General features: G+C 60.9%; 23 protein-coding genes and 2 tRNA genes. 6 read left to right on the top strand and 19 right to left on the bottom strand.

Annotated features, from left to right (window positions below; translation table 11 throughout):
- Nucleotides 1-127: 127 nt before the first annotated feature.
- The 4 genes from HGSM_RS14330 to HGSM_RS03330 all read right to left on the bottom strand — a co-directional run bounded on the left by HGSM_RS14330 (nt 128) and on the right by HGSM_RS03330 (nt 2,143).
- Nucleotides 128-277, bottom strand: coding sequence for a hypothetical protein (locus HGSM_RS14330; RefSeq protein WP_019147323.1), 150 nt, complete (start codon nt 275-277; stop codon nt 128-130).
- Complete coding sequence (locus tag HGSM_RS15055) at nt 241-396, bottom strand: DUF6308 family protein (protein WP_407635103.1); 156 nt, start codon at nt 394-396, stop codon at nt 241-243. The genes HGSM_RS14330 and HGSM_RS15055 overlap by 37 nt, the downstream gene beginning before the upstream one ends.
- A 456-nt stretch (nt 397-852) precedes the next feature.
- Nucleotides 853-1,632, bottom strand: a complete 780-nt coding sequence (locus HGSM_RS03325; protein WP_019147324.1) for an SDR family oxidoreductase — start codon at nt 1,630-1,632, stop codon at nt 853-855.
- Between the two features lie 238 nt (nt 1,633-1,870).
- Nucleotides 1,871-2,143 carry a sulfurtransferase TusA family protein gene (locus tag HGSM_RS03330; protein ID WP_019147325.1) on the bottom strand — a complete coding sequence of 91 codons (273 nt, stop codon included), beginning with the start codon at nt 2,141-2,143 and terminating at the stop codon, nt 1,871-1,873.
- 166 nt (nt 2,144-2,309) lie between these two features.
- On the opposite strand from HGSM_RS03330, the gene HGSM_RS03335 reads away from it, so the two are divergent.
- Both HGSM_RS03335 and HGSM_RS03340 read left to right on the top strand, forming a co-directional pair.
- A complete protein-coding gene (locus HGSM_RS03335; RefSeq protein WP_019147326.1) occupies nt 2,310-2,996 on the top strand; it encodes a GntR family transcriptional regulator in 687 nt (228 codons plus the stop codon).
- Nucleotides 2,996-4,354, top strand: coding sequence for an MFS transporter (locus tag HGSM_RS03340; protein WP_019147327.1), 1,359 nt, complete (start codon nt 2,996-2,998; stop codon nt 4,352-4,354). Before HGSM_RS03335 ends, HGSM_RS03340 begins: the two co-directional genes overlap by 1 nt.
- 99 nt (nt 4,355-4,453) lie before the next feature.
- On the opposite strand, the gene HGSM_RS03345 is transcribed toward HGSM_RS03340, so the two are convergent.
- From HGSM_RS03345 to HGSM_RS03370, 6 genes are all read right to left on the bottom strand, one after another.
- The gene (locus HGSM_RS03345; RefSeq protein ID WP_019147328.1) at nt 4,454-5,641 is read right to left on the bottom strand and encodes a DUF7927 domain-containing protein; all 1,188 of its coding nucleotides are present in this window, start codon (nt 5,639-5,641) and stop codon (nt 4,454-4,456) included.
- 306 nt (nt 5,642-5,947) lie between these two features.
- Nucleotides 5,948-6,388 (bottom strand): SgcJ/EcaC family oxidoreductase, encoded by a 441-nt coding sequence (locus HGSM_RS03350; RefSeq protein WP_019147329.1) that lies wholly within the window; start codon nt 6,386-6,388, stop codon nt 5,948-5,950.
- 125 nt (nt 6,389-6,513) lie between these two features.
- Nucleotides 6,514-7,524 carry a YdcF family protein gene (locus HGSM_RS03355; RefSeq protein ID WP_019147330.1) on the bottom strand — a complete coding sequence of 337 codons (1,011 nt, stop codon included), beginning with the start codon at nt 7,522-7,524 and terminating at the stop codon, nt 6,514-6,516.
- Nucleotides 7,525-7,656: 132 nt separating this feature from the next.
- Nucleotides 7,657-8,871: an amidohydrolase gene (locus HGSM_RS03360; RefSeq protein WP_019147331.1), complete on the bottom strand. Its 1,215-nt coding sequence runs from the start codon at nt 8,869-8,871 to the stop codon at nt 7,657-7,659.
- Nucleotides 8,872-8,960: 89 nt separating this feature from the next.
- The gene (locus HGSM_RS03365; RefSeq protein ID WP_019147332.1) at nt 8,961-11,225 is read right to left on the bottom strand and encodes an LLM class flavin-dependent oxidoreductase; all 2,265 of its coding nucleotides are present in this window, start codon (nt 11,223-11,225) and stop codon (nt 8,961-8,963) included.
- 80 nt (nt 11,226-11,305) lie between these two features.
- The gene (locus HGSM_RS03370) at nt 11,306-12,217 is read right to left on the bottom strand and encodes an LLM class flavin-dependent oxidoreductase (protein WP_019147333.1); all 912 of its coding nucleotides are present in this window, start codon (nt 12,215-12,217) and stop codon (nt 11,306-11,308) included.
- A gap of 418 nt (nt 12,218-12,635) precedes the next feature.
- Here HGSM_RS03370 and HGSM_RS03375 point away from each other — a divergent pair, with 418 nt between their 5' ends.
- The 3 genes from HGSM_RS03375 to HGSM_RS03385 all read left to right on the top strand — a co-directional run bounded on the left by HGSM_RS03375 (nt 12,636) and on the right by HGSM_RS03385 (nt 14,916).
- On the top strand, nt 12,636-13,169 hold the full coding sequence (locus HGSM_RS03375; RefSeq protein WP_019147334.1) for a hypothetical protein: 534 nt from the start codon (nt 12,636-12,638) through the stop codon (nt 13,167-13,169).
- Nucleotides 13,170-13,465: 296 nt separating this feature from the next.
- Nucleotides 13,466-14,110 carry an SIMPL domain-containing protein gene (locus HGSM_RS03380; RefSeq protein ID WP_195891333.1) on the top strand — a complete coding sequence of 215 codons (645 nt, stop codon included), beginning with the start codon at nt 13,466-13,468 and terminating at the stop codon, nt 14,108-14,110.
- A gap of 251 nt (nt 14,111-14,361) precedes the next feature.
- A complete protein-coding gene (locus HGSM_RS03385) occupies nt 14,362-14,916 on the top strand; it encodes a hypothetical protein (RefSeq protein ID WP_019147336.1) in 555 nt (184 codons plus the stop codon).
- Nucleotides 14,917-15,074: 158 nt separating this feature from the next.
- On the opposite strand, the gene HGSM_RS03390 is transcribed toward HGSM_RS03385, so the two are convergent.
- The 3 genes from HGSM_RS03390 to nrdI all read right to left on the bottom strand — a co-directional run bounded on the left by HGSM_RS03390 (nt 15,075) and on the right by nrdI (nt 18,326).
- Nucleotides 15,075-15,845: a YggS family pyridoxal phosphate-dependent enzyme gene (locus tag HGSM_RS03390; protein WP_019147337.1), complete on the bottom strand. Its 771-nt coding sequence runs from the start codon at nt 15,843-15,845 to the stop codon at nt 15,075-15,077.
- A 292-nt stretch (nt 15,846-16,137) separates the two neighbouring features.
- The gene (locus HGSM_RS03395; RefSeq protein WP_019147338.1) at nt 16,138-17,718 is read right to left on the bottom strand and encodes an amino acid permease; all 1,581 of its coding nucleotides are present in this window, start codon (nt 17,716-17,718) and stop codon (nt 16,138-16,140) included.
- A gap of 113 nt (nt 17,719-17,831) precedes the next feature.
- On the bottom strand, nt 17,832-18,326 hold the full coding sequence (nrdI, locus tag HGSM_RS03400; RefSeq protein ID WP_019147339.1) for a class Ib ribonucleoside-diphosphate reductase assembly flavoprotein NrdI: 495 nt from the start codon (nt 18,324-18,326) through the stop codon (nt 17,832-17,834).
- A 189-nt stretch (nt 18,327-18,515) separates the two neighbouring features.
- Between nrdI and HGSM_RS03405 the strand changes: the two genes are divergently transcribed.
- Nucleotides 18,516-19,781, top strand: a complete 1,266-nt coding sequence (locus HGSM_RS03405; RefSeq protein WP_040594272.1) for a CynX/NimT family MFS transporter — start codon at nt 18,516-18,518, stop codon at nt 19,779-19,781.
- A 228-nt stretch (nt 19,782-20,009) separates the two neighbouring features.
- On the opposite strand, the gene HGSM_RS03410 is transcribed toward HGSM_RS03405, so the two are convergent.
- The 6 genes from HGSM_RS03410 to gyrB form a co-directional block, all read right to left on the bottom strand.
- Nucleotides 20,010-20,082, bottom strand: a tRNA-Ala gene (locus HGSM_RS03410).
- 12 nt (nt 20,083-20,094) lie between these two features.
- Complete coding sequence (locus HGSM_RS14770; RefSeq protein WP_019147341.1) at nt 20,095-20,214, bottom strand: DLW-39 family protein; 120 nt, start codon at nt 20,212-20,214, stop codon at nt 20,095-20,097.
- Between the two features lie 30 nt (nt 20,215-20,244).
- Nucleotides 20,245-20,318, bottom strand: a tRNA-Ile gene (locus tag HGSM_RS03415).
- Nucleotides 20,319-20,440: 122 nt separating this feature from the next.
- Entirely contained in the window at nt 20,441-21,010 is a 570-nt protein-coding gene (locus tag HGSM_RS03420) for a DUF3566 domain-containing protein (RefSeq protein ID WP_019147342.1), read from the bottom strand.
- A complete protein-coding gene (gene gyrA, locus HGSM_RS03425; protein WP_051009652.1) occupies nt 21,007-23,643 on the bottom strand; it encodes a DNA gyrase subunit A in 2,637 nt (878 codons plus the stop codon). Before gyrA ends, HGSM_RS03420 begins: the two co-directional genes overlap by 4 nt.
- A 206-nt stretch (nt 23,644-23,849) precedes the next feature.
- The gene (gene gyrB, locus HGSM_RS03430; protein ID WP_051009654.1) at nt 23,850-25,850 is read right to left on the bottom strand and encodes a DNA topoisomerase (ATP-hydrolyzing) subunit B; all 2,001 of its coding nucleotides are present in this window, start codon (nt 25,848-25,850) and stop codon (nt 23,850-23,852) included.
- Nucleotides 25,851-26,199: the final 349 nt, after the last annotated feature.

Here is a 26,199-nt window from a genome sequence, read left to right on the forward strand (position 1 = left end):
GACCAATTGATTCTCGACGATCATGGTCACCTTCCAGCCCCACCCCAGCATCCGCTGTAGTGACGGTATCGGCGCCAACGCAACATGCGCTAGCGCCGAATCTACCGAAAGTGAATCAAAATTCGAACTAAATGTCTTCCTCACGGTTCACTGCAGGCAGTTCCATCCAAAGAATGACGTCGAGTGCACGGATTGCAGAGACATCCTTCCCTGCTGCTTTGGAAACTTCTTTAAGCTTCTTTACAAGCTCTGGATTCTCTTTGAAGAGATCACGCATATCGGTCCAGGGTCAGCGGAACCTGATTTACCAAATGCCTTCTCTACAACAGAGTCTTGAATTGAGATCAAGTGAGGCCGCTTCGCGGCCAGTAGTTTCGACGTGCGGGTTTGGCCCATTTCTCAGTTTCTGGTTGGAGATATCTTGGTAATTGCCTTCCACAGAGTATCCGCGGGACTGCCAACGGCTAGGTGATTTTGAAGCTCCTCATCGTCTAGATCCTCGAATGCGAGTTTTTGGTGAATTCCCCGAGCAATGCGGTGAGTAAGACACCCCCATATTCATCTAGCGGGTCAGTAAAGAACCCTCGTTGCAGGTCTCGAACGATGCTGCCGCTAACTGGTACTGATAGCAGTGGCACACCATTAATACGGCTTTCATCCCAACGAATGCCGGAGTAAATCCGTAACCACAATCGTCGAGAATCATTTTTCCAATCCGCATTCCAAGAACCACGTACCCAACGCACGCACCACAAAAATGCCGAGATCCTAACGCAGGCGGTGAGTTCCTAGATGCAATCTAGGAACTCACCGCTGTAACTAGGATCTCAGCACTAGGAAACGAGCCAGGAGCTAAACCAGCTCAGGCCTAATTCCGGCTTCCGCGCCACCGTCGGCAAATAGCACCTGACCGGTGATGAACATGTTCTCCGGGGACCCGAGGAACACGAGCGCCGAGGCGATCCACTCCGGTTCGGCCGCAGGCCCGTTGAATGGCGACGGAATCGTCGATTCCAGGTATTTCAGCATGTCCGGATCAGCGAGCATGTCCTCGGTCATCGGTGTGCGAATGACGCCTGGGCCCACGCCGTTGATCGCGATGCCCGCTCCAGCCCACTCGGGCTTGACTGCGTTTGCCCTGATCCAACGGGTGACCGCGTGCTTGGACGTGCCATAGATCGCGTTGGCGCGTGCAGGGTCTGCGGCAAGTTCCGCGGCCATAGCCAGTGCCTTGTCCTCATCGCCTGACAAGATCGCGTCCAAAAGGGCATCGTCGTGACCCATGTAGCTCGCCACCGACGAGGTGATCACCACACGCGGCGAATCGGACTGAAGCAGCAGGTCACGCACCGATTCCACGGATGCGATCATGCCAAAGTAGTTCACGCCCACGGTCGCTGGGACCGGGGTGGCCAGGCCGGCAATGGCGTACACGGCGTCCAGCTTGCCGCCGGTCAGCCGAGCTACTTCGGCGGCATAGAACTCCCGACCCTCGGTGGTGGTCAGGTCCGCCACGATGTCCGCGTTGTGAATGTCGGCGGTGTAGACCGTCTCGCCGCGTTCGCGCAGCATCTCCGCGGTTGCCTTTCCAATTCCCGACGCCCCACCAGTCACCACGTTTACCCGTGTCATTTTGTGCCTCCTCGCATGTCGAAGTACAAATCCTGAGAACCGCTTTGTCCTCTACCACTGACGGTACGTGGCGGGCCTGCGGCCCGTAAGGGCCGTTGGTCCAATCTCGCTTTACTCAGAAACCTTTTGATTCACCGGGGGCTTGGCCGCCTACCAGCTCCGCGCTCACACCAGCGGTGGTGCGGTGGGGCTGGGAGGTCACCAGAATCGTCGGTTATCAGTTTCCGCACAAGGCAGATCACGCCGGCGGCGCCCACACCTTTCCCGCGGTGACTCGAGCCGAGTCCGCAGTGACGGCGAGGGTGTGCCGGTAGATCGAGCCGTCGGATTCGTAGCCCACATACTCATGGCGCATGAGGTGGCACCAGGCGGGTAGGTCGTAGATGGAGGTCGGGTCGTCGGAAATGACCACGAGCTGCTCCCCCGCAGGAAGCTCGGCCATCCGCGCACGTATCTTGAGCAGCATCTTTACGCACTTGTGACCGGTGGTGTCGAACTCGTTGATGCTCATGCTCTCCCTGATTCCGGCTGCACTCTGCGCTCAGTTTGCGCTCATCGTTCTAACAACCGCGCGAACAAGCATTTCCCGCGGCCCTCTGCCTATTGTCCCGTATCGCTCATCAGAACAAGACACCTCATGCATGCATTAATGCATGCATGAGGTGTAGGCTGGTCACATGAGCCAGTCCGTTTTCCTCCCGTGGGAACGCCCCGAACCGCAGCCGGTTGCGCAGAAAATCGCCTCTGACGTGGCACGACGCATCGTCGAGCGCACCCCCGGTTACGAGCCCGGCGCATTCCTCATCGAGGCCGAGATCGCCCGCGAGGCCGGCGCCTCACGCACCCCGGGCCGCGAGGCAATGCTCCAGCTCGAGCGCTGGGGCCTCGTCCGCATGATCCCCAAGAAGGGCGCCACAGTCACGCTCGCAGACGACAAGGAAATCGCGGACCTCATCTCCGTCCGTTCCATGCTCGAGTCCGACGCCACCCGGCAGCTCTCCGCCTCACAGGGCGAGTCCGACCCATCACTGGCCTCTGACCTGCGAGTTCTCTTGGATCGCCAGCAGGCATCCGTGACCAGCCAGGATGTCCTCGCGTTCGCCGCCGACGATTACCGATTCCACTCCCGCATCATCCAGAGCGGCGGAAACCAGGTGGTCATGACGATCCTCGATGACCTCGGCCCACGCCTTGCCCGCATCCTCTACCAAACGGTTATCCGCAACCCTCACCTCATTGAGAAGTTCCACAAGGAGCACGAACAACTCGCGGACTACCTCCTCACCTCGGACTTCGACGGTTTCTCCGCCATGGCCCGCGCGCACGTCTTCGCCGCCCACATCCCCACGGAAACCCTCGCTTAATGCCGTCCCAACAGCCCAACAATTCCCCTGCCACTCCCCTGATTCTCGACGATTCTGCTCACGCCCCAGCGCCCCTCACCTCGGTGGATGGTGCGACGGGCGGCGCCGCAGGCGCCGGGACTTCGACCGCGCTTGCCGCGCTCAAGAACGCCAAGCACCCCAAGCAGACCCGCTACTGGATGCGCCTCGTTCCGGCGATGTTCATTCTGGCGTGGGGTGGCAACCATTTCACTCCCCTCCTGCACCTGTATGAGGACCTCGGAAACTACGAGGTGTGGCAGGCTAACTTCCTGCTCGGCACCTACGTGGCCGGCCTGATTCCTGGCCTTTTGGTGGCCTCCGCACTGTCCGACAAGTACGGGCGTAAGCCCGTCATGTTTGCGGGCATGTTCCTCGCCATGGCGGGAAGCCTGCTGCTGGCACTGGGGTTCCAGGTGTTCTGGGAGCTGTGCGTTGGGCGCATGCTTGCGGGCATCGGCGTGGGAATCGCGATGTCGGTGGGAACGAGCTGGATGAAGGAGCTCTCCGGAGCACCCTATGACGTGCACGCGGGTGCTTCCGCCGGTGCTCGCAGGCCATCGCTCACGCTCACCCTCGGTTTTGGAATCGGGGCGGTGGCCACCGGAGTCTTGGCCCAGTGGGCTCCAATGCCCTCACTACTCCCCTACGTTCTCCACGGCACGCTCAGCGTTGTCGCGCTGTTCTGGCTCGCAGTGACTCCTGAGTCCCTTCCTCCAGAGAACCGCACCACGTCCTCCTGGTGGCAGGACCTGCGCGTCCCCTCCGCGGGACACCGGACGTTCACTCGCCTCATCATGCCCGCCGCCCCCTGGGTGTTTGGAGCTGCGGCGGTGGCCTACGCGATCATGCCGTCGAGCGTGGCAGCCCAAATGGGCGACTACACCACCATCTATGCGGCGGGCCTGACCATCCTGACCCTCGGTGTGGGTGCCGCGGTTCAGCCGTTCTACCCGCGCATCAACCAGGCAACCGGCGGACGCGCCATCGCTGTGGGAATGTTTGTGCTGGTCACAGGCCTTGTGCTTGCGGTTGTAGCGGTAATCCTTGCCAGCCCCGTCTTTGTGATTCTTGTGGATGCGGTTCTTGGCGCCGGCTACGGCATCACGCTGGTCTCGGGGCTCGCCCAGGTCCAGCGCATTGCCACCCCGTCCGACCTAGCGGGACTGACCGGCATCTACTACTCGCTGACCTACGTGGGATTCTTGCTCCCAACCATCCTGGCCATGCTGCTCCCAGTCATGTCCTACGCGGTCTCGCTCAGCCTGGTCACCGCTTTGTGCACGGTGTGCTTGGTTGCCGTTCTGGCCGAGTACCGCAGGATGCGCCGCACCGCCTAGCCCGGCACAGCACGACTCAACGCACGCAAAAGCGGCTGGGCCCGACTCCCGTGGGGGAATCGGGCCCAGCCGCTTTACGCTGTATTCAGCTCAGGCTGTTCAGCCCTGTACCGAGTTGCGGCGCGCTGCGCGAGCCACGCCCGTCAGGACCACGCCGAGGCCCGCAAGGGCTGCACCGAAGATTCCGGCGCTCTTCAGGCCATTCGACAGACCGGTCGCAGCCAGCTCGTCATCTCCACCTGGCGTGGAGGTTACAGGCGCCTTCTTGACCAGGACCTGTGCGGTAGCAAAGCCTTCACCCATCGAGATCCCTTCGATGCCTTCAAGCCATTCAGTTTCACCATCCATCAAGGCTTCAAGAAGCGCGTTCTCGATTTCACTGATGAGCTCTTCCTCTGAGATCTCCTCAACGTTCTCTTCGGAGAAGGTATCTGCACCGGTTTCTGCAACAACGAGGGATGCGTTGGTTGCAGTAATTACGGAACCATCGGCACCGTTACCCACGATCGCATCTACGTCGCCGGGGAACAGAGTGGCATCCTCGGTCTCGGAGGGAGCTGGCTCGTCAACCTGGTCGCCTGCATCCCCTTCAGTGGTCTCTGCAGGAGGCGTGGTTACGTCAATACCATCCTCGGTTCCCGGCTCTGGGGACTCAACTGGCACCTCTGGCTCGTTGGTTGCATCGTCGGTCGAACCCTCAGTTAGCTCGCCCGATGGGTCAACTGCAGGCTCGGTTGGCTCTTCAGTTGGCTCTTCAGTTGGTTCCGTCCCAGGCGTTTCTTCTGGTGCAGGCTCTTCTTCACCCAGGTCAAGAGCGTCGAGGTCAACGTTGATAGCCAGGGCATAGACCTCGTTATCCAGCGAGTCATTGCCAGTACCTGCGTAAATCACGGAGTACTTGATGGTGACGATGTCGCTTTCACCGAACAGACCAACAACGCTCAGGAAGTCATCGGTGTAATCCGTGGCTACGATCTCGGAGTCCCCCGTTGACGTAACAGTGTCGAGGTCGAATGCCTTGACGTTGTCAGCAACTTCGTACATGTCGTCTTCGATGAGGAACGCGGAAACCTCGCTGCCAGCGGGACGCTCAACAGTCACGGTGTAGGTGACAACGTCACCGACCTTGGACACCGTTGCACGGTCCGCGGTCTTTGTGATTGCGATACCGTCCTTCTCAAGGGTGGTGTCACTTTCAGCTGCGGCTGGAATTGCTGATCCTGCGGCGACGAGAGCGCCAGCGGCAACCGCGGCGGCTCCACGGCGAGCAATTGTGTTGGGACGCATCTGTGCGCTCCTTGATTCGTAGTGGCGGCTCGAGTGCTGCTCGCTACCGCTTGAGCCGCCTCGAAATAAAGAGGATTGGGACTTCACCCGATCATTCCAGTCACACAATAGTTTGTGCACCACATATAAAGCAATGGAAATCGTGAATTTACGGCGATTTTTAGCGGTTTTGGGGTCTTGTCCCCATCATTGTTCGCCACATGTTATTTTCCGAGGAAAGTTACAGTCCGGTTTGCGCTAGTTGTGCTCACCTTGTCAACGCCTGCACGCACCCCCTAGCAGCCACGAGCGCTCACCTCCCAGGAGCTAACGGTAGTCGCTCGGCACGGAGCTTCCATCAATCACAGCAATGGACTCGGCACCATTGATAACGTCCGTGTTGTGGGCGGCCACGACCTTCCAGCCACCTTCCCCGCGCTCGAGCACGAACGTGAAGATCCCATACCTTGTGCCGGCTGCCTCGCCGGATGCGGTCACCTGCCCCGTGATCATCCATTTCCCATGGACCACGGCGGCGGAATGGCCGATCATCCGCGAGCGCTCCTGAACAAAGCTGAGGCGTGACTCCCCAAAGATCACGTCGAATCCGTAGGCGTGCGCCGTCCGAATGTCCGCACGGTTGTGCCACCAGAGCCCAACCACGTTCACAAACTCGGCGTCCTCCACAAAGAGATCCGCCAGCGCACCTGCGTCCCGATCTGCCCACGCCTGCGCAAAGAGCCCTAGTACATCCTGTGGTTGGTCCATTCCCCCACCCTATTCGCACCCGAGCTCAACCACACCAGCCGCACATTGAAGCCGACCAAATGTGAAGGCGCAAAGGCAACCAAGATCGTCGAAAATCAATACCTGATCAGCGCGAACGCAAGATTTCAGGCGTTAAGCCAGGCCACATAAGCGCTTGCGCACATGACAAAGAGCGCGCCGATCACGGCGACATTGAGCCACTTGTACTGGGCCATGATGGCGATGAACTCGCGCATAACGGCGGAGGGCAGGTAGTACAACGCGGTCCGAGAACCGTGCACGTGGGCCTTGATTCCCAGCTTTCGGCACAGCATTGCGGCGCGGAACACGTGGTAGTTGTTGGTCACCACGATCGTGGGGGAGTTGGGGTCTGCCATGAGATCGCGAGAGAACCGCAAGTTCTCAAGGGTATTGACGGCCCGATCCTCCACGATGATGTGCTCGGGAGGAACCCCCTGGTTCTCGAGGTACTCGCCCATGGCAACGCCCTCGGGCCGCGACTCGTCTGGGCCCTGACCGCCCGAAGGAATCAGAGTCAGTACCTTTCCCTTAGCTGACCAGCCCCTGTAGAGTTCCAGTGCCTTGTCAAGGCGCGCCCGGAGCAGGGGAGGGACCTCGCCCCTGATGAGTCGCGAGCCCAGCACGATCCCGTAGGTGGGGACGACCCGCGTGGGCACGGCCGAATACAGCCAGGACATCAGCAGATACAGCAGGAACGCCACCGAAATGTAGGCAACTGTGGTCGCCACAAAGAACCACGTCCAGGCCAGAAAGCCATTGACCTCGTACTGGTTGAAGATCTTGGTCATTGACCACGCTAGGAAGAACAACCCCACACCCGCCAGCAGGGACAGCAGGTTACCCAGCGTGCGTGCCTCACGACGGAACATCACAAGCCCGTTGGCCAGCAAAAACACCACCAACACCGGGAAGGACATCGCGACCGCGAGCGCTCCCAGGCCCAGCACAAGGAGGACCGGGAAGGGAAGATTGAACCTTACCGAGATCCAAACAATGATCCCCAAGATCCCCACGATGGCAAAGATTGGGTAGCGGAACGCTGTGCGGTCCTTCAGGAACCCCCAAATACCAAAACCAAGGAAACCCAGGGACATTAAGAGGAGAACGAGGTGCATGAGATCCGATTCGTGAGGTGCACTGAGGTCATAGAGGTGAGGCGACGTGCAGTGAGGCGCAGAGAACTAGAGGGGTAGGGCTCAGAGACGTGGACTTCCACTAGGCCGAGAATCCCCTGAACCTGTGAGCCCTTAAGCAAGCCATTCCCGTGCCGCCGTTACGAGCGCCCGCACGCCCGCGCTGAGAGTTGGCTCAATGACCGGCGCAAACAGAGGGGAGTGGTTGGAGGCAATGTCGGTGGGGAAGCCCTGTGTGAAGTCTGCACCCACAAACAGTGAGTGGTCGCTTCCGCCGATGAACCAGTACACGAGGGGCGCACCCACTGCGTCGGCGAGCACTCCCACATCCTCTGACCCAGACACCACGCCGGAATCGATGACGTTGTCTGCCCCGAGGACCTCCGTGAGTGCGGTTCGCGCGCGTTCCGTTGCTTCCGGGTCGTTCACGGTGAGAGGGAAGGACTCCTGGTACTCGATTTCAGGGGCCCGTACGGCTCCCGCAGCTTCGGCTTCCGCGTTGGCAATACGTTCGATCGCGCCGATCACGCGGGACCGCACGTCGCGGTTGAACGTCCGTACGCTCAGCCCGAGGCTCGCCTTGGCAGGGATGATGTTGTTCTGGGTGCCGCCGTGGATCTGTCCCACGGTGACCACCGCTTGCTCGAGCGGTCCAACCTCCCTGGACACGATCTGCTGCAGCCTCACCGCGAGCATTGCGGTCATGAGCACTGGATCCACGGTGGTTTCTGGGCGCGATCCGTGCCCGCCCACGCCGTGCATCGTGATGCCGATCGAGTCGGCCGCCGCCATGGTCACGCCCGCGTGCAGTCCCACAAGACCCGCTGGCAGTGGCCCAACGTGCTGACCGAGCACCACGTCCGGGGTGGGGACGATGTCGTAGAGGCCGTCATCGACCATCGCCTGCGCTCCACCGCCCTCTTCCTCGGCGGGTTGGAACAGCGCGATGACCGTCCCCGACCATTCGTTTGTGGTCTCCGCCAGTTCCTCGGCGGCTCCGAGTAGTGCAGTGACGTGGACGTCGTGGCCGCACGCGTGCATGACGGGTACATCGTTGCCTGCGCGGTCAGTCCCGCGTGCCTCGGAGGCATAGTCCAAGCCCGTTTCCTCAAGGACTGGCAGGCCGTCCATGTCCGCGCGCAGGAGCACGGTGGGTCCGTCGCCGTTGAACAGCACGCCAACGACTCCGGTCTGTCCGATTTCGGTGTGCACCTCGTACCCGAGGTCCTCCAGGTGCCCGGCAACTATGCCGGCGGTACGAAACTCCTGGAACGACAACTCTGGATTCTGGTGAAGGTCAACGTAGATTTCTTCAAGATTGAGCGCCATATCTCATGGTTACACAGCCTTTTGCGCCGGATGTCGCACTACACGCCCAGATTCTCGACGATTCTGGTTTCGCCCCAGCATCACCGCACCTAGACCTGTGCGTCGGGTGCGATGTTGAAGTTATCGCGGAACACGTTCTGCGGGTCCCATTCCTGCTTGAGCGCAACCAGGCGATCCCACGTGGCCTGCGTAAACGCAGCCCTCACACGCTCGGGATGTAGGTCCGTGTCCATGTTGAGGTAGTACCCCGACAGGTGCTCGGCCAACGGCTCCCATGCCCGCTCCAAGCGAGGCATCGAGGAACCCATGGCGAGCAGGTGGAACTGGGCGTCGCGTGGGGAGAACGCGGTTGCTTCCTCGTCCACGTCGCTTGCGGCCCCACCTGCGGTGCGGATCTGGAAGAAGTACGTCTGTCCGGAGCGGATGAGGACCTCGATCTCCCGCGCCAGTTCCCGCGAAATGTGCCGCGCGGCCCCAGCGCGCGACACGGGGTTGCCCTGGCCCTGCTGCGGACCCACGTGTGGGGCACCGATCGCACCGGAGTACGTGGTCAAGTACACAGTCTGTCCAACCATCGGGGCGAGGTTCGCAAACGGCTGCAGGCGATCCACAATCACCTCGGCATCGCTCGAGTTCACAGCCCCGTAGACCTGCGCGATCAAAGGCTGACCCGGCTGCGGCTTACCCATTACGAGGAACATGGTGACGTCCCGCTCGGAATCCTCCACGACCTGCCCGAAGTCCACTAGGAACGCGGTCAGGTCGTCCACGGCAAACTGCAGCTGGGCAAACCCGATGAGCCCAACCCTGCGGGCCTGGAACTCAAAAGAGGTCACGATGCCAAAGTTCGGGCCCGCGCCGCGCATGCCCCAAAACAGCTCAGGGTTCTCCGTCTCAGACGCCCGCACAATGCGCCCATCAGCGGTAACGATCTCAAGCGCGCGAATGTAGTCGATCGTCAAACCGTGGTCGCGCGAGAAGAACCCGATTCCGCCAACAGTGGCGAGCCCACCCACGCCCACGCTTCCGGAGTCACCCGAACTAATGGCAAGACCGTACGGATTGAGCTCGGCCGCCACCTCAGCCCACTGCGCTCCGGGACCCACTCGAACCAGCCCAGCCGACTCGTCGATAATCTCGATCTCACGCAATTCCCGCAGGTCAATGATGATTCCACCGCGGTTGGTGGACTTGCCGGAGATGCCGTGGCCGGCGGACCGGATGGACATTTCCACGGGCTGGGTCTTGGCCCAGGTGACCGCCGCGGCCACGTCCTCGGCCGTGCGCGGCCGCAGGACGAGCGCTGGGGAGCCACCGCGCATGTACGTGGACGTGAAGTTCCCGTAGTGCGGGTCGCCGGGCTCGACCATGCGATCGCGCAGCTGTGCGGGCACGGAATCGTAGTCCACACCCGACGTCCGCTGCGCACGCGCCACAATGTTCTTGGCCACGCCCACCACGGTTCCGTCGGCGTCGCGCTGCGCCGCCACAAGTTCCAGCGAGAGTGGCCAGACCTGATCGGCCACGAACTCGATGAGTTCGATATCCGTGGTCGCAAGCGAAATCTCCGCGATTCCGGCGCCCACCAGCGCCGCCATCGCCTGAGCGGCGCGGCGCGCTTCGCGCTCCGCTAGCGCCTCAATCACGCCCGGATTCACGACGATATTCCTGCGTATTTCCCTCGGGTCACGTCCCATCGCCACAGCTGCGCGATCAACCGTGCTCAAGTGCTGAGCGAGTGCGTGGGTGTCAAGCGTGCCGTCGGCTGCGAGCAGATCCTGAGCGTTGACGATCCATCCATCGGCGAGTTCTCCCGCAGCAACGAGCTCGGGTTCACTCACGCCGCCCATCCAGATGGACAACGCGTGCGCGGGAGCGGGGCCGCGAGGGGCCTCCGAGACGCGGTTGAAGTCGCCCACAAAGGACAGTGGAACGCGAGACGCGGCATCCCACGTGGCCTTGATGATCGCGGTGGCCTCGGTCAGCCGGTCCACCACGTCGTCCTCGTGCGTGGTAATGGCCAGCTCAGCGCGGCCGTCCGCGAGGAGGTCGAGCGAGGCCGCGGCACGCGCCAACACCATGGCCTGGCCTTGATCGAGCGTGCGGAAGTCGGCGCGAACCTTGACGTTCTTGGTACCACCAGCGATCCACGCCGTGACGGTCCACGGGTCCAGCGAGGCTGCATCGGTGCTGGTAGCAGATGAATCGTCGAGAATTTGGGCGGCCGAGGGGGTGCTTGACACGGGCACGCGGCCGTAACCGAGGCGGTCCGCCGCCTGGGCGGCCGCGAGCGCCTGCGCGTGGTGATCCGAAGGAACCGAAATACCCAGGATGGGGTAGTGACCGTAGTCCATAAAACAAACCTTTGTGGGGGAGGTGGGGAAGCGCGGGGTAGGGCGCCGGGTGCCTTGCCGGGGCTGGGTGGCGGTATTGGTTAGAGGACGGAGCGATCGCGGCGGTCAGAGGCCACGCGCTCACGCACGGCTGGTGCGATCTCGGTACCAAAGTACTCAACCAACTCAGCCTGATCAGCGGAGATGATGAAGGTCGAGGTTCCGTATTCGCGGGTGAGGAGCGCGAGTTCCTCAGCCCACTGTTCCTTGTTTCCCTGCAGGAACTTGTCCGTGCGCTCATTCAGGAACTGCCCGCCCACGTTCGTCATGCGGCGAACATCCTTGGGGTCGCGGCCGGCCTTGATGGCGGCGGCGTCGATGACCTCGGACATGCCACGCAGTTCCTCGTGCGAGGACAGGTAGCCAAGTGAGGGGAGCCAGCCGTCAGCCTTGCGCCCCACCAGGCGCAGCATGCGGGGCTTGAGGGCACCCACCCAGATTTCGATCTTGTGCGCCGGCGCAGGGCCGCGCTTGGCGCCGTTGAGTTGGTAGTGCTCGCCATCAAATACGAGGCGCTCGCGGGTGTCCGTGTTCCAGAGCTCGCGGATCACGTCGATGCCCTCGGACAGAGCCTCCACGGACTGTCCCGGGGTGAGGCGCTTGCCACCCATGGCTACGATCGGGTCCCAGAAGCCGCCGGCGCCCAGGCCCAGCTCGAAACGCCCGCCGGAGAGGAGGTCGAGCGAGGCCGCTGCGCGCGCCAGCACCGGGGCGGGGCGCAGCGGAAGGTTGATGACGTTGCCGGAGAGTTTGATGCGGGAGGTCTGCGCCGCAACGTAGCTCAGCAAAGTCCACGTATCCAGGAACGACGGCTGGTAGGGGTGGTCCTGGAACGTTGCCAGGTCCAGCCCTGCATTTTCCGAGGCCACGGCCATGTTCACGGCGTGCTGCGGGTTCGCGTTGACCGGGGTGATGAACGAACCAAAGAGAATGTCCTGGCCGTAGTCCGCCATGGTGTGTCCGCCTTAGAAAGATCGAGGTGAGAGTGGGTCCGATCGGTACAACTCCGTTGATGGTTCAACTATTCCTGGTGACTGGCTGCCCCTGCCTGGCTTTGCCTGCCCAATTACTCCCCACCGGCCTACCCCACCCGTTGCCAACCCCACCCCTCTTTTTCCATCGAGAGTGTTCCTGAGCCCACTCTCGATGACGAGAGTGGGCTCAGGAACACTCTCGATGGGGGAGTGGGAGGGAGGGGAGGAGGGAGAGGTGGTGTTGCGGGGTGGTGTTGCGGGGTGGTGCGAATCTGGGTCACTATTACCGGAGCCACCCTGGAAACTCGGACTAGCACCCTGGAGTCGGTCCGTAGTCACTGTCCCTGACTACGGAGGCCAAGCAACCGGGACCCACGGACCGCGCGAGAGGAGAATCATGCGCGCACGCATGCTCGTTGTTCTTGCGCTGACCTGCACTCTTGCAGGATGTTCCGGTGTACCTTCGGACAATGGTCTTGGCGGATCTCAGAGCTCAGCCCCCGGGGACCCGCCGGGCCTCAGTGAGCAGACCACCGAGGAGTGCACACTCATCGTGGAAACCGCCACTTCCGTCGGATCCAAATTGGACGCCATCGTCTCGGGCTTGGGGTTCGACCCCACGGGGTTCGATGACCCTGAGGTTGCATCCAAGCTCGCGGATACCGCGCGTGAGGCGCTCGGAATGACCGCAGAGGCATTCAATGGCGTGAAACCGCAGATTAAGAGTTCGGACCTAGCCGAGCCATTTGCCACGTTCACCGATTCCCTTGGACAGTATGCCGGGGTGTTCAACGATTTCGACCCTGCGGCCGTCTACGCGGCCGATGAATCAGCCGTAGTTGCGATGGAGCAGTTCAACGCGGACCTTTCCAACGCGCAGGATCAACTTAAGGACGCGTACACGCAGATTGACAAGATCTGCGCTGGCTGAGTCCCACAAGCTGGCACCACGTCACCCAACTACCAACCTCAGGAAGTCAGGTAGAACGACCTGACTCAAGGTGGCAGACCAGACGTAACCAAACCCCACCGGTCGACGCACGATATCCACACTGTGAGGCCCATCTGTTGATTCGCGCGCACGCTGGTTGTCCACATGGCAATGCCACCATGTGGATGATCTACTTGGGAGCACTACCTACGGCGGCCAAGCCACAGAGCCGCACTGGCCACGCCGCCAAGCATTTCCTCCTCGCGCATCCCACGCACCCGGCATACATTGTGACCATGCAGATCACCGTTCAAGGGGAGGCCTCAGAGAGCCTCGCACCCACCCGCGCAACCGTCACCGCAAACGTCCAGGCTCAGGACCTCGACCCGGCTGCAGCCAAGGCCCGAATGTCGGCGTCCACGGCCATCATTCACGCCTCTCTCAGCGCACTCGCCGAAACAGAGAACACCCCTGTCGAGTCCTGGTCCATGGGCGCAACCACCACGTGGACCTCTCGCCCCTGGAAGGAGGACGGCAGCCAGGGAAGCCCCGTCCACTACGCCCAGACCACGTTCATCGCCGTGTTTACCAATTTTGAGGCCGTCTCGGAGTGGATGGAGCAGCAGAGCAACCTCGACAGCGTTGAGCTTCCCGAGGTGTCCTGGGGCCTCTCCGACCACGAGCACGACACCGTGACGTCACGGGTCCGCGCGCTCGCCGTGCGCAATGCCAAGGCAAAGGCCCTCGAATATGCCCGCGCAGCGCAGTTCTCCTCCGTGGAGTTCATCGAGATCGCGGACGTGGGCCTGCTCAACTCCGCCACTGCGGAGTCGGCGAGTTACGGGATGATGCGCTCGGCCAAGATGGATTCGGTCACCGTGCGTCCGCAGGACATCACAGTGAGCGCCTCCGTCCAGGCCCGATTCACCGCCAAGGCCTAATTCCCGCCAACTCGAGCCTAGCTCCAAGCCACTGACCAGCCAACTAGAGTTCCACAGGCCGTCGATTCGATTTCGTTACCCGCAAAGGTTGTGATGTCTGTACTGGTCAGGCGATTTTGGATGAAATACAGGGTACTTATCCCCGGGTGAAGACCCAACAAAAAGGTGTGCAGAGCGCTCCCGCTCTGGTGGGGTGGAAGGAAAGGCACGCCAGCGCGTGCCTTTCCATTTCGCACCAGAAGGTCTTAACCATGCGCAAGTCGCTCGTCCGAATCACGTCCGCCGCCAGCGTCCTAGCCCTCGCTTTCAGCCTTAGCGCATGCTCAGGCGATGCCAAGGCCCCCGAGGAAACCAATAGCACCACCACTTCCACCACTGACGCTGAAACGGAGACTCCAGATCCCACCACAGACGAAACCTCCGAGGAGACCGCTGCAGGAGTGACTGCGGACTGCACTTCGCTCAATGAGGAGCTGAACTCGGTCATGACGATGCTCTCCGATGGGATGTCCAAGGTCCAGAACGGTGAAGCCACACCGGGTGAGGTTTACGGGCCAGTGATCGACAGACTCAACATGGCACTGGGTTCTCTTACCACTGACGAAATCAAGGAGCCGCTCAAGCTCTTCATCGACGAGGTCAAGGAAACCTCCAACATCTCCGACAAGATCGACTATAAGAAGGTTGCCGCAGGTGACGCGGACGCCATCGCCGAGGCACAAGAGGTCATTCCGGAGTTGCAAGAGCAGGTTGCGGCGCTACCCATCGCCGGTGAGAAGATCGATGCCGCCTGCCGCGCAAACTAGTTTCACCAACTAGTCACGCCTACTTCAATCGCTGCGATCTCTTATCGAGTTCATAGGCTGGTATTGGTCCGGAGGAGGTCTGCACTCCTTGGGAGTTCGCGGACCAACAATGGCCGGCCCGAAAGGGCCGGCCGTTCGCGCTTAAGGTTTTCCGCGCACTACGCCGGATACGACCTTGATCCGAAGATTGCCTGGCCCACCCGAACCACTGTGGCGCCCTCCTCGATGGCCAATTCAAAGTCCCCGGACATGCCCATCGACAGCTCAGACAGATCCATCCCCTCGGGCGCGTACTCGCGCGCACGATCCCTCAGGCCACGGAGCTCTGCAAAACTCTGGCGCACGCGCGCTGGGTCGGCGCTGAACGGCGCCATGGTCATGAATCCCCTGACATTGAGCCGGGAAAACTGGGGGAGTGCCTTGATGAAGTCCTCTACATCCTCCGGCGCCAGACCCGTCTTGCTCGACTCCCTTGACGTGTTGACCTGCACCAACACGTCCAATGAGCGGTCAAATCCCTCAAGCCGGCGCTCCAGTGCCTCCGCGAGTTTCAGCGAATCCAGGGCCTGAAACTCCGTGGCAAACTCCGCCACGTCCTTAGCCTTGTTGGTCTGCAGATGTCCGATGATCGCCCACGTCAGGTCCAGATCAGCCATTTCGCGGCTCTTGCGCTGGGCCTCCTGGACCTTGTTTTCGGCCATGTGCGTGATGCCCGCGGCGTGCGCGTTGCGCAGCCGCTCCTGTGGGACCGTCTTGGATACGGGCAGCAGTCGCACCTGGCTCGCATCCCGGCCCGCACGGGCCGCCGCAGCCCCGATTAGGGCGCGCACATCGGCGAGTCTCGCCTCAAAATCCGCCACGGATTCCGCCGCACCAAATGTCCGCCTGCGGATACTCTCGTCCCCGGAATCCTGTTGCTTTGCGCCCACGTTTACTCCTGTTTCGCTGCGGCTTTCCAACCACCAAGGGTACTCCGGCAGCCGTCCGCAAGCCCACCATGCCCACCGCCCCAGCACCCCACGCCGAGATCCTAGCTGTGGCTGTGAGTTCCTAGCCTCCAGCTAGGAAGTCACCGTTGTACCTAGGATCTCGGCTCCCATGGTCAGACCCCCATTAACGACGATCGACCTGCGTCCCAGCCGCATCTCACCTAGGCCGCTGGGCGGGTGGGATGGTGCTGCAACGCAGGCCGATCGTCGAAAATCAGGTTTTATGAGCCCGTCAGGCCTCAACCATGGGACGGGACAGGTCGGCGTCCTCAGGGCGAATGCCGCGGGACTTGGTGACCACCTTGTGGCCGATCCAGATGGCTAGGAACGCCGGGATTCCGATGTATGAGGACAGAATCTCAATGAGCTTTCCGCCGCCAAACAGGGCGTTGTAGTTCTGGCCGATGATGACCACGGCGCACATGAGGAGCGCGACGATCGGGCCCAATGGGAACCAGCGGGCCTTGAACTTGAGTTCGGACAGGTCATGGCCCTGCGCCACGAATGCGCGGCGGAAGTTGTAGTGCGACCAGGCGATACCCATCCACACGATGAAGCCAGACAGGCCGGACACGTTAACCAGCCACACGTACGCGCCACCATTGCCAATAAGCGAGGTCAGGAATGCGAAACCGCCGATCGCGGCGGTCATCGCGAGCGCGGGGATCGGGACGCCGTGGCGGTTGACCGAGCGGAAGATCTTGGGTGCCTTGCCGTCCATCGCCATGGCGTAAAGCATGCGGGTGGACGCGTACAGTCCCGAGTTACCGGCGGACAGGATAGAGGTCAGGATGACCGCGTTCATGAGTGTAGCGGCGCCGAGCACGCCCGCGTTTTCGAACACGATCGTGAAGGGGGAGACTGCGATGTCGGTGATGTCGGTGTCGAGCAGTCGCGAATCGGTGTACGGGATCAGGAACGCAATCACGGTAATCGCACCAATGTAGAACAGCATGATGCGGATGAAGATCGAGCGGATCGAACGCGGGACGTCCCGTTCCGGGTTCTTGGACTCACCGGCGGCCACACCCACGAGCTCGGTTCCCTGGAACGAGAATCCGGCGATCATGAAGACCGCGACCACGGCCGTCATGCCACCCGGGAATGGCGCGTCGTCCACGGTCCAGTTGGTGAAGCCGGGGGAGTTGCCGCCCATAATGCCAAAGATCATCAGCACGCCGAGCGCCAAGAACACCACGACCGCGATGACCTTAACCATGGCGAACCAGAACTCGGACTCACCAAAGGCCTTGGAACCAAACAGATTGAGGAGGATCAGGAGGGTCAGGAAGGCTGCGGACCAGATCCACGCAGGTACTCCCGGCGCCCAATAGGACATAACAATCGCTGCGGCCACGAGCTCCGCGGCCACCGTGATCGCCCAGTTGAACCAGTAGTTCCAGCCGGTGGCAAAGCCGAACGAAGGGCTGATAAAGCGGTTGGCGTACTCTGCAAACGCGCCCGGAACCGGGAGGTATGTGGCCATCTCGCCGAGCGACTGCATGAGCAGGAACACCATGAACCCGATGACGCCATAGGCGAGCAGGGCACCACCCGGACCGGCCTGGGAGATCGTGTTGCCTGATGCTACAAACAGGCCCGTGCCGATCGCCCCACCGATGGCGATCATCGACATGTGTCGGGCGCTCAGGCCGCGCTTGAGCGTGTTCTCGGCGGCGGGTTCCTCGGGTGGGGCCACGCTGGCCCCGTTCGTGGGGTCGGGCGTGACCTGGGCAGCGTGGTTGGACGCTTGGTTGGTTGCCCTGTCGGTTGCCCGACCGGAGCTGCTACTCAGGTCTTCGATTTCAGCCATGTAAGGATTCCCCGCGACAATCAGTTGAATGTATTCATGCCAGTGCATGAATTATCAGCCCGACACCGGACTCATTCTAGTCGCGAATTTAACCCTCTTGCGGGTAGCGTGACCTATTCCTCGGTGGGCGCCGAAGGCTCCACCGGGTTGGTTCTCGTTTCCTGTGGCCTAGCGTTTGCAGCGTCCCCGCCATGGCCCCGGTAAATCTCCAGGTCCAGCTCCTCAAGGATCTTGCGGGCATCCTCAACATCCCACTGAGTGCCTTGGAGTTCAAACTCAAAGAGCATCGGTCTACCCGATTTTTTGGCGATTTCTCGCGCCGCCGCCTGGTAGTGAGTGCCAAAGTTTCGGTTCCCGGAGCCCATGACCCCGACCATCTTGCGTCGCACCTCAGGGTTCCTCAGGAAGCGCTTCACCGGTTCGGGGAGCGTGTCATTGTCCGCGTTTCCGGTCTTGTACGAAGGTGTCAGGAGCACCCACGGCCCGTCGGGCACAGTCGAGCGAATATCCCGGTCTCCCAGATCGAAAACCGGCCGCGCCAGGTTCTGCGCAAACAGCTTGACCATCCCTGATTTGGATGAATAAAAGTAGACCGGCACCTGCCGCATTACACGCCCTCTTCCTCAGTCCCTTCGATCAGAGTACGACAGGGGATCGGGCATCCGTGAGTCCAAGGACCCTTGGAGACTCCATTCGGTCACCCCTAAAGATTTCCATGCATGGTTCTGCCAGCGCGAGGACACTTGCCAACGCACTAGGGTGGGGAAGGGTTGCATGTGAAGGGGATGAGAGCAGACATGAGTGAATCTGGTGGCGCAGAACGAAGAAGAGTTAAGCTTCCAGCCCCAATAGTCCTGGCACTGATCTTCCTCGTAGCAATCAACCTGCGTCCGGCCCTCACCTCGGTAGGGCCACTCTTGCCACAAATAGGATCTGATCTTTTCCTAGACGAGGGAGTCCTCGGATTCTTGGGTACGATCCCACTTCTCGCTTTCGCGTTGATCTCCCCTCTGGTCCATCACCCTGCCAGGCGATTCGGCATGGAACGCACGGTGCTCGCCTCTTTGGTTCTCCTTGCCGTAGGAATTGTCATCCGGTCCTACGGCGGAAGCGCCGGGCTCTGGGTCGGTGCGAGCATCGTGGGCTGCGCAATCGCCATAGGAAACGTCCTCACTCCCACGATTGTTAAGCGCGATTACCCAGCCCGTGGTGCCCTTGCGATGGGCATCTACTCCGCCTCAGTGAACATCGCTGCTTCCTCTGCTGCGGCCCTGGCTGTTCCCGTGGCAAGTACCTCTGGATGGCGGTTCTCACTGGCCTTCTGGGCGATTCCTGCCACAGTGGTGGCCTTCCTCTGGTTCCCGCGGGCCCGCTCATCAGCTCCTGCCCAGCGCTTTACCTCCATCACACTGGACAACAGTTCAGCAAGTTCAGCAGCAGGTCAGAGCGCACACATGGGTGACAAGCCCGCTACTGAAGTCCCTTTGTGGAAGCAGCCCACAGCATGGCTAGTGACCGCCTTCATGGGGCTGCAGAGCACAACCTTCTATGTGCTTGCCACCTGGCTGCCCACCTTCCTCATCACTGAAGGATCTACCCCCGCACAGGCCGGCATGAACCTGTTTGTGTACCAAATCGTGGGTGTCGGCGGCGGGCTACTCATCCCCGCACTCATGAGACGGCCCCACAGCCAAACCGTGGCAGCCATCACCGCAAGCATCCCGATGATCGTGACAATCTGCGGGCTACTTATAGCGCCCTCACTCAGCATCCTGTGGGCGATCATTGGCGGTTTCGGCTCTGGCTCCTCATTCGTGGTGGCCCTCTCCCTCATCAACTTCCGCTCGCACACACCCCAGGACACCACCAAACTCTCCGGCATGGCACAGTCCTACGGTTACTTGTTTGCGGCTATTGGACCCGTAGCAGCAGGCTTCCTCGCCGAGCGAACGGGCGCCTGGACTGCATCCTTCACACTCCTGGGGATTCTGGCGTGCGTGCAACTCCTCGTCGGAATCCTGGTAGGCCCGAACCGGTCGATGCAACAAACCCAACATGCCTGACCTGACGTCAGGGTGGATGGGGGCTGGGTGTCCGCTTGATCGTCGAAAATCAAAGACCATGTAAGAAACTACGGGGCCCACACCCAGGGGCTGCAGGCCCGAGGCCCAACATACCCACAAGCTCCACGCACGCCGAGCCGCAAGGCGGCCACACAACCACGGGCCCCACAACCACAGTGCAGACACAAAAAGAGAGGCACCGCATAAGCGGTGCCTCTCTTCATTCTGTGGAGCTAAGGGGACTCGAACCCCTAACCCCCTGCTTGCAAAGCAGGTGCGCTACCAATTGCGCCATAGCCCCAGTGGCTTCCGATCAGTTGATCGGATCCGTAACCTCAGACCAAAGATCGCGCTGTCCGTCGTCACCGGTTACCTTGCGCCAAACGGCGTAACCTGCGACTGCAGTCAGAAGAACAATAAAAAACTTCTTCATTTCACTTTCCCCTTTGGTTGGGTTCGGTAGTGGGCCTAAGAGGACTTGAACCTCTGACCTCTTCGTTATCAGCGAAGCGCTCTAACCGCCTGAGCTATAGGCCCGTAGTCGTGGGATTCGTTTCCGTTCCCTCAACGACACTTAAAGTTACACGATTTGAGCGGGGAATCCAAAATCGAACAGGATCCCCCGCCGCAAACCGCTAAATGATGCGAGAAACTCGTGCCTAGTCGTCGGTCAGCGTGAGGTGGATTCCACCCACAAGAGCAGCAACAACGTTGTATAGGAACGCTCCGATGGTGCCAATGGCGGTGAGGAGAACGACGTCCACGATGGCCAGAATTGTGGCCAACGACACCACTCGAGACAACTCAACGTACTGCAGGATGTTGACGGTTGTCTTCTCGCCGAGGATTTCCTTGACCATGGCATCCACCTCTGTGAACACATGCATGCCGTCCAGGACCTTCCAGAACACGATAGCCGCCACGACCATCATGATTCCCAGGGCGATCGAGAGTAGGAACGACATCTTCATGGCGGACCATGGATCGATGCGTGACACCGACAGCCTGATGCGGCGTGGTCCCACAAGCTCCGGGCGTACCGAGCCAGCCGTGCGAGGGGATTCCCCCTGCCCTGCGGGCTTACCAGCCCCTACAGGCAGCGCGCCGGAAGCGGCCGGAGCCGATCCCGATGACTTCGGAGTGAAGCTTGCTGGGGCACCGCCGGCCGTTGGGGCGGGAGGGGTCGTGACCTGGCCTCCTGCTACCGACTTGCTATTCGATGTGCTCATGCGTTCTCTTCTTCAGCTGTAGTTTCGGCTGTTTCGTGCTCGCTTGGGGTGGCCTCGTCGTTCACGGTTTCGCCAACGATCTGTGCCTCTGAGGTCTCTTCAGAGACCTCGTCAGACTCGCCGTCTTCGAGCTCGGAATCGCCGAGATTGCGCTCAACGTTGCGGGCAACCGCGATGATGCTGTCGTTCTTGTCCGGCTTAGCAAACGTTACACCCTGGGTGTTTCGGCCGGTACGGTTAACCTCCGAAACCGCAGAACGCACGATCTTTCCCTTCTTCATGATCACAAGAACTTCATCTTCTGCCTCAGTGATCAGTGCGCCAACGAGATCTCCGCGTTCCTCAACCAGGTTCGCAACCTTGATTCCGTAGCCGTTTCGGCCCTGGACTCGGTACTCGGAGATGTCGGTGCGCTTGGCAAAGCCGCCCTCGGTGACCACGAACATGTCGGAGTTCTCGCGGACCACGTCTGCGGAGAGCAGTTCGTCGTTGTCGCGGAACTTCATGCCCGTCACACCGGAGGTCGCGCGTCCCATTGGGCGCAGGGTGTCATCGTCTGCACGGAAGCGGATCGACTGGCCCTTGCGGGACACCAGGATGAGGTCGTCATCGTGGTTGACCGCAACCGCTGACACGAGCTCATCAGCACGGCCCTCGTCATCCTCACGCAGATTGATTGCGATCAGACCGGCGGTGCGGTTGGTGTCGTACTCGGACAGGCGGGTCTTCTTGACCAAACCGCGGCGGGTGGCGAGAACCAGGTACTCGTGGTCGTCGTAGTTCTTGAGATCAAGTACCTGCGCGATGCGCTCTCCCGGCTGGAAGGCCAGGAGGTTTGCAACGTGCTGGCCCTTGGCGTCGCGACCGCCCTCAGGGAGCTCGTACGCCTTGGCGCGGTAGACACGGCCAAAGTTGGTGAAGAACAGCAGCCACTGGTGGGTGGTCGTGACAAAGAAGTGGTCCACGAGGTCGTCCTCGCGCAGCGCCGCTCCCTTTACTCCCTTGCCGCCACGCTTTTGCGCACGGTAGCTGTCAGAACGGGTGCGCTTGACGTATCCACCGCGAGTGATCGTGACTACGACCTCTTCCTCTGCAATAAGGTCCTCCATGGAGACCTCGCCGCCGTAAGGAAGGATCGTGGTGCGGCGGTCGTCGCCGAACTTGTCCACGATTTCGGTGAGTTCGTCGCTGACAATCGCGCGCTGACGCTCTGGCTTGGCCAGGATGTCGTTGAAGTCGTTGATCTGCGCTTCGAGTTCTGCGTGGTCGTCCATGATCTTCTGGCGTTCCAGTGCTGCCAGTCGGCGGAGCTGGAGATTCAGGATCGCGGTTGCCTGGATTTCGTCGATTCCCAGGAGGTTCATGAGGCCTTCGCGGGCTTCATCCACTGTTGGGGAGCGGCGGATCAGGGCAATGACCTCGTCGAGGTTGTCCAGAGCGCGCAGGTATCCGCGCAGGATGTGGATGCGGTCTTCGGCTTCCTTCAGGAGGTAGGCCGTACGCCTCGAGATGACGTCCATCTGGTGGTTGACCCAGTGGAAGATGAACGCGTCGATCGACAGGGTGCGTGGCACGCCGTCGATGAGAGCAAGCATGTTAGCGGAGAAGTTTTCCTGCAGCTGTGTGTGCTTGTACAGGTTGTTCAGGACGACCTTGGCCACCGCATCACGCTTGAGCACGATGACCAGGCGCTGACCGGTACGGCCCGAGGTCTCATCGCGGATATCCGCGATCCCGGAGATCTTGCCGTCCTTGACGTAGTCCGCGATCTTGAGCGCGAGTGCGTCAGGGTTGACCTGGTACGGGAGCTCGGTCACCACGAGGCAGATGCGGTTCTGGATTTCCTCGATGTTGACCACTGCACGCTGCGTGATCGAGCCACGGCCGGTGCGGTATGCGTCCTCGATGCCCTTGCGGCCCAGGATGGTTGCGCCGGTAGGGAAGTCCGGGCCCTTGATGCGCTCGATGAGCGCCTCGCGGAGCTCCTCACGAGAAGCATCCGGGTTGTCTAGGTACCACTGCACACCGTTCGCAACCTCGCGCAGGTTGTGCGGTGGAATGTTGGTCGCCATACCCACTGCGATACCGGCCGAGCCGTTGACCAGCAAGTTTGGGAAGCGTGCAGGAAGAACCGATGGCTCCTGGGTGCGTCCGTCGTAGTTGTCCTGGAAGTCAACGGTGTTCTTGTCAATGTCACGGACCATCTCGAGCGCAAGCGGCGCCATGCGGGTTTCCGTGTACCTGGGTGCTGCTGCGGGGTCGTTACCTGGGGAACCAAAGTTTCCCTGTCCGGCGGCGAGCGGGTAGCGCAGGGTCCAGTCCTGGACCAGGCGAACCAGGGTGTCGTAGATGGCGGTGTCACCGTGCGGGTGGAACTTACCCATGACGTCACCGACCACACGCGAGCACTTCGAGTACGCGCGGTCTGGGCGGTATCCGCCGTCGTACATCGCGTAGATCACGCGGCGGTGTACGGGCTTCAGGCCGTCACGGATGTCCGGAAGCGCGCGTCCCACAATGACTGACATTGCGTAGTCGAGGTACGAGCGCTGCATCTCCGTTTGGAGGTCAACTTGCTCCACGTTGCCGTGGTGCACAACGAGTTCCTCGTGCCGAGGTGCTTCCTCGTTGATTTCGTAGTCTGCTGGAGTTTGATCGTCTGCCACGATTTTCCTCTCCTAATTCTCCGGCGCAAGCGCCTGGTTAAGTCTGAAATTCCTTGATGTCTTGTGCTTCACGACGATTCCCTCGCGTTACGTTGCGGGGTGTCGCTTCCGTGGTGGCTGGCTTGGCGCGTGGCGCCGAACCGCTTCACGGTCCGTCTGTGGACGGTGGAGCGCTAGATGTCGAGGAACCTCACGTCCTTGGCGTTGCGTTGGATAAAGTTTCGGCGCGATTCGACGTCTTCGCCCATGAGCACGGAGAAGATTTCGTCTGCTGCGGCCGCATCGTCGAGCGTGACTTGGCGCAGTGTGCGGTGTGTAGGGTCCATGGTGGTGTCCCACAGCTCGGTGTAGTCCATCTCACCAAGACCCTTGTAACGCTGGATGCCGTTCTCCTTGGGGAGTCGGCGACCCGCGGCGGTACCTGCGGTAACTGTCTCGTCACGCTCACGGTCCGAGAACACATAGTCGTGTTCTGCGTTGGTCCACTTGATGCGGTAGAGCGGTGGAAGGGCGAGGTACACGTGGCCGTGCTCGATGAGTGGGCGCATGTAGCGGAACAGGAGCGTGAGTAGCAGCGTGGTGATGTGCTGGCCGTCGACGTCTGCATCGGCCATGAGCACGATCTTGTGGTAGCGCAGCTTGTTGGCGTCAAAGTCCTCGCCAATACCCGTGCCGAATGCCGTGATGAGCGCCTGAACCTCGAGGTTGGAGAGCGCACGGTCGAGGCGGGCACGCTCAACGTTGAGGATCTTTCCACGCAGCGGCAGGATCGCCTGGGTGTGTGGGTCGCGTCCACGAACTGCGGATCCACCTGCGGAGTCACCCTCCACGATGTAGATCTCGCACTCTTCGGGCTTGTTGGACTGGCAGTCACGCAGCTTTCCTGGCATACCGCCGGACTCTAGGAGTCCCTTTCGGCGGGTAGCCTCACGTGCCTTGCGTGCTGCGAGGCGAGCGGCGGAAGCCTGGAGAGCCTTCTTGATGATCTCCTTGGCCTCGTTCGGGTGAGCGTCAAGCCAGTCACCCAGCTTGTCGTTGACGACTCCCTGGACGAATGTCTTGGCCTCAGTGTTACCCAGCTTGGTCTTGGTCTGGCCCTCGAACTGCGGCTCGCCGAGCTTGATGGAAACAACAGCGGTCAGACCCTCACGGATGTCGTCACCGGTGAGGTTGTCTTCCTTCTCGCGGAGGATGCCTTTGGCGCGCGCATAGCGGTTGACCAGCGATGTTAGTGCCGCGCGGAAGCCTTCCTCGTGCGTTCCACCCTCGGTCGTGGAGATCGTGTTTGCGTACGTGTGCACGGACTCGGAGTAGGCCGAGGTCCACTGCATGGCGATCTCAACGGAGATCTTCTTCTCGGTATCTTCCGATTCGAAGTCGATGATCTCAGGGTTGACGACCTCGTACTTCTTGGTTGAGTTGAGGTGCGCCACGTAGTCGAACAAACCGTTGTCGTACTTGTACGTCACCGTTCGGCGTGGGTTGGTTGGGGACGGGGTGTCGTCTCCTGCAACTTCCTCACCGGTCTCGTCGGTAGAGGTTGGACGCAAGTCAGTGAGCGTGATCTGGAGTCCCTTGTTCAGGAACGCCATTTGCTGGAATCGTGCACGCAGGGTCTCGTAGTCGAACTCTGTGGTTTCGAAGATTGTTGGGTCTGGCCAGAAGGTCTGGGTAGTTCCCGTTTCCTCAGTGGCCTCGCCCTTGCGCAGCGTGCCCTGTGGGATTCCACCGTTCGCGAATGACTGGTACCAGGTGTAGCCCTGACGCCTAACCACGGTCTCAACACGTGCCGACAGCGCATTCACCACGGAAATACCCACACCGTGAAGACCACCGGAGACCGCATATCCGCCGCCACCGAATTTTCCACCGGCGTGCAGGATCGTCATGACGACTTCGACGGTCGGCTTTCCTTCGGTGGGGTGGATGTCTACGGGGATTCCGCGACCATTGTCGGAAACGCTGACAGCCCCATCTTCGAGGATGGTCACTTCAATGTGATCGCAGTATCCGGCGAGTGCCTCGTCAACAGAGTTGTCGACTACCTCATACACGAGGTGGTGCAAGCCACGCTCACCGGTGGAACCGATGTACATTCCTGGACGCTTACGGACTGCTTCAAGGCCCTCGAGGACCGTGATTGCGCTTGCCCCATAGTCGCCGCCCTGCTGCATAGCTGGCTTTGCGGCCTGTGGTTCTTGCGCTTCGTTATTGAGTTCTGCCACGAGAAGTGGTGCTCCTAGTCATCCTGCGGAACGGACCTGCTCATCGGCACATGTGGGTTCAGCTCCCCTGAACTGAGTGCCGCGGGCGTGGCCTGTATTGCCGCTCGATATCTGGCCGTGAGTTTCGACCAGAGTTACCCAGCCATTCTATCAAAAATAGGGCACAAATCCGGGCTTTGACACCTGTGAAGTGCCATCTATTTTTGGCGAAATCTCGCCGTTTCTCCGGGATCTTCACCCCCGTTTGCCATTGCTCGTTCGGCAGCCGCCGTAATCGCCTCGCTGCGATCTGGTGCGG

The sequence above is a fragment of the Timonella senegalensis JC301 genome, from assembly GCF_000312125.1.
Classification (GTDB): domain Bacteria; phylum Actinomycetota; class Actinomycetes; order Actinomycetales; family Cellulomonadaceae; genus Timonella; species Timonella senegalensis.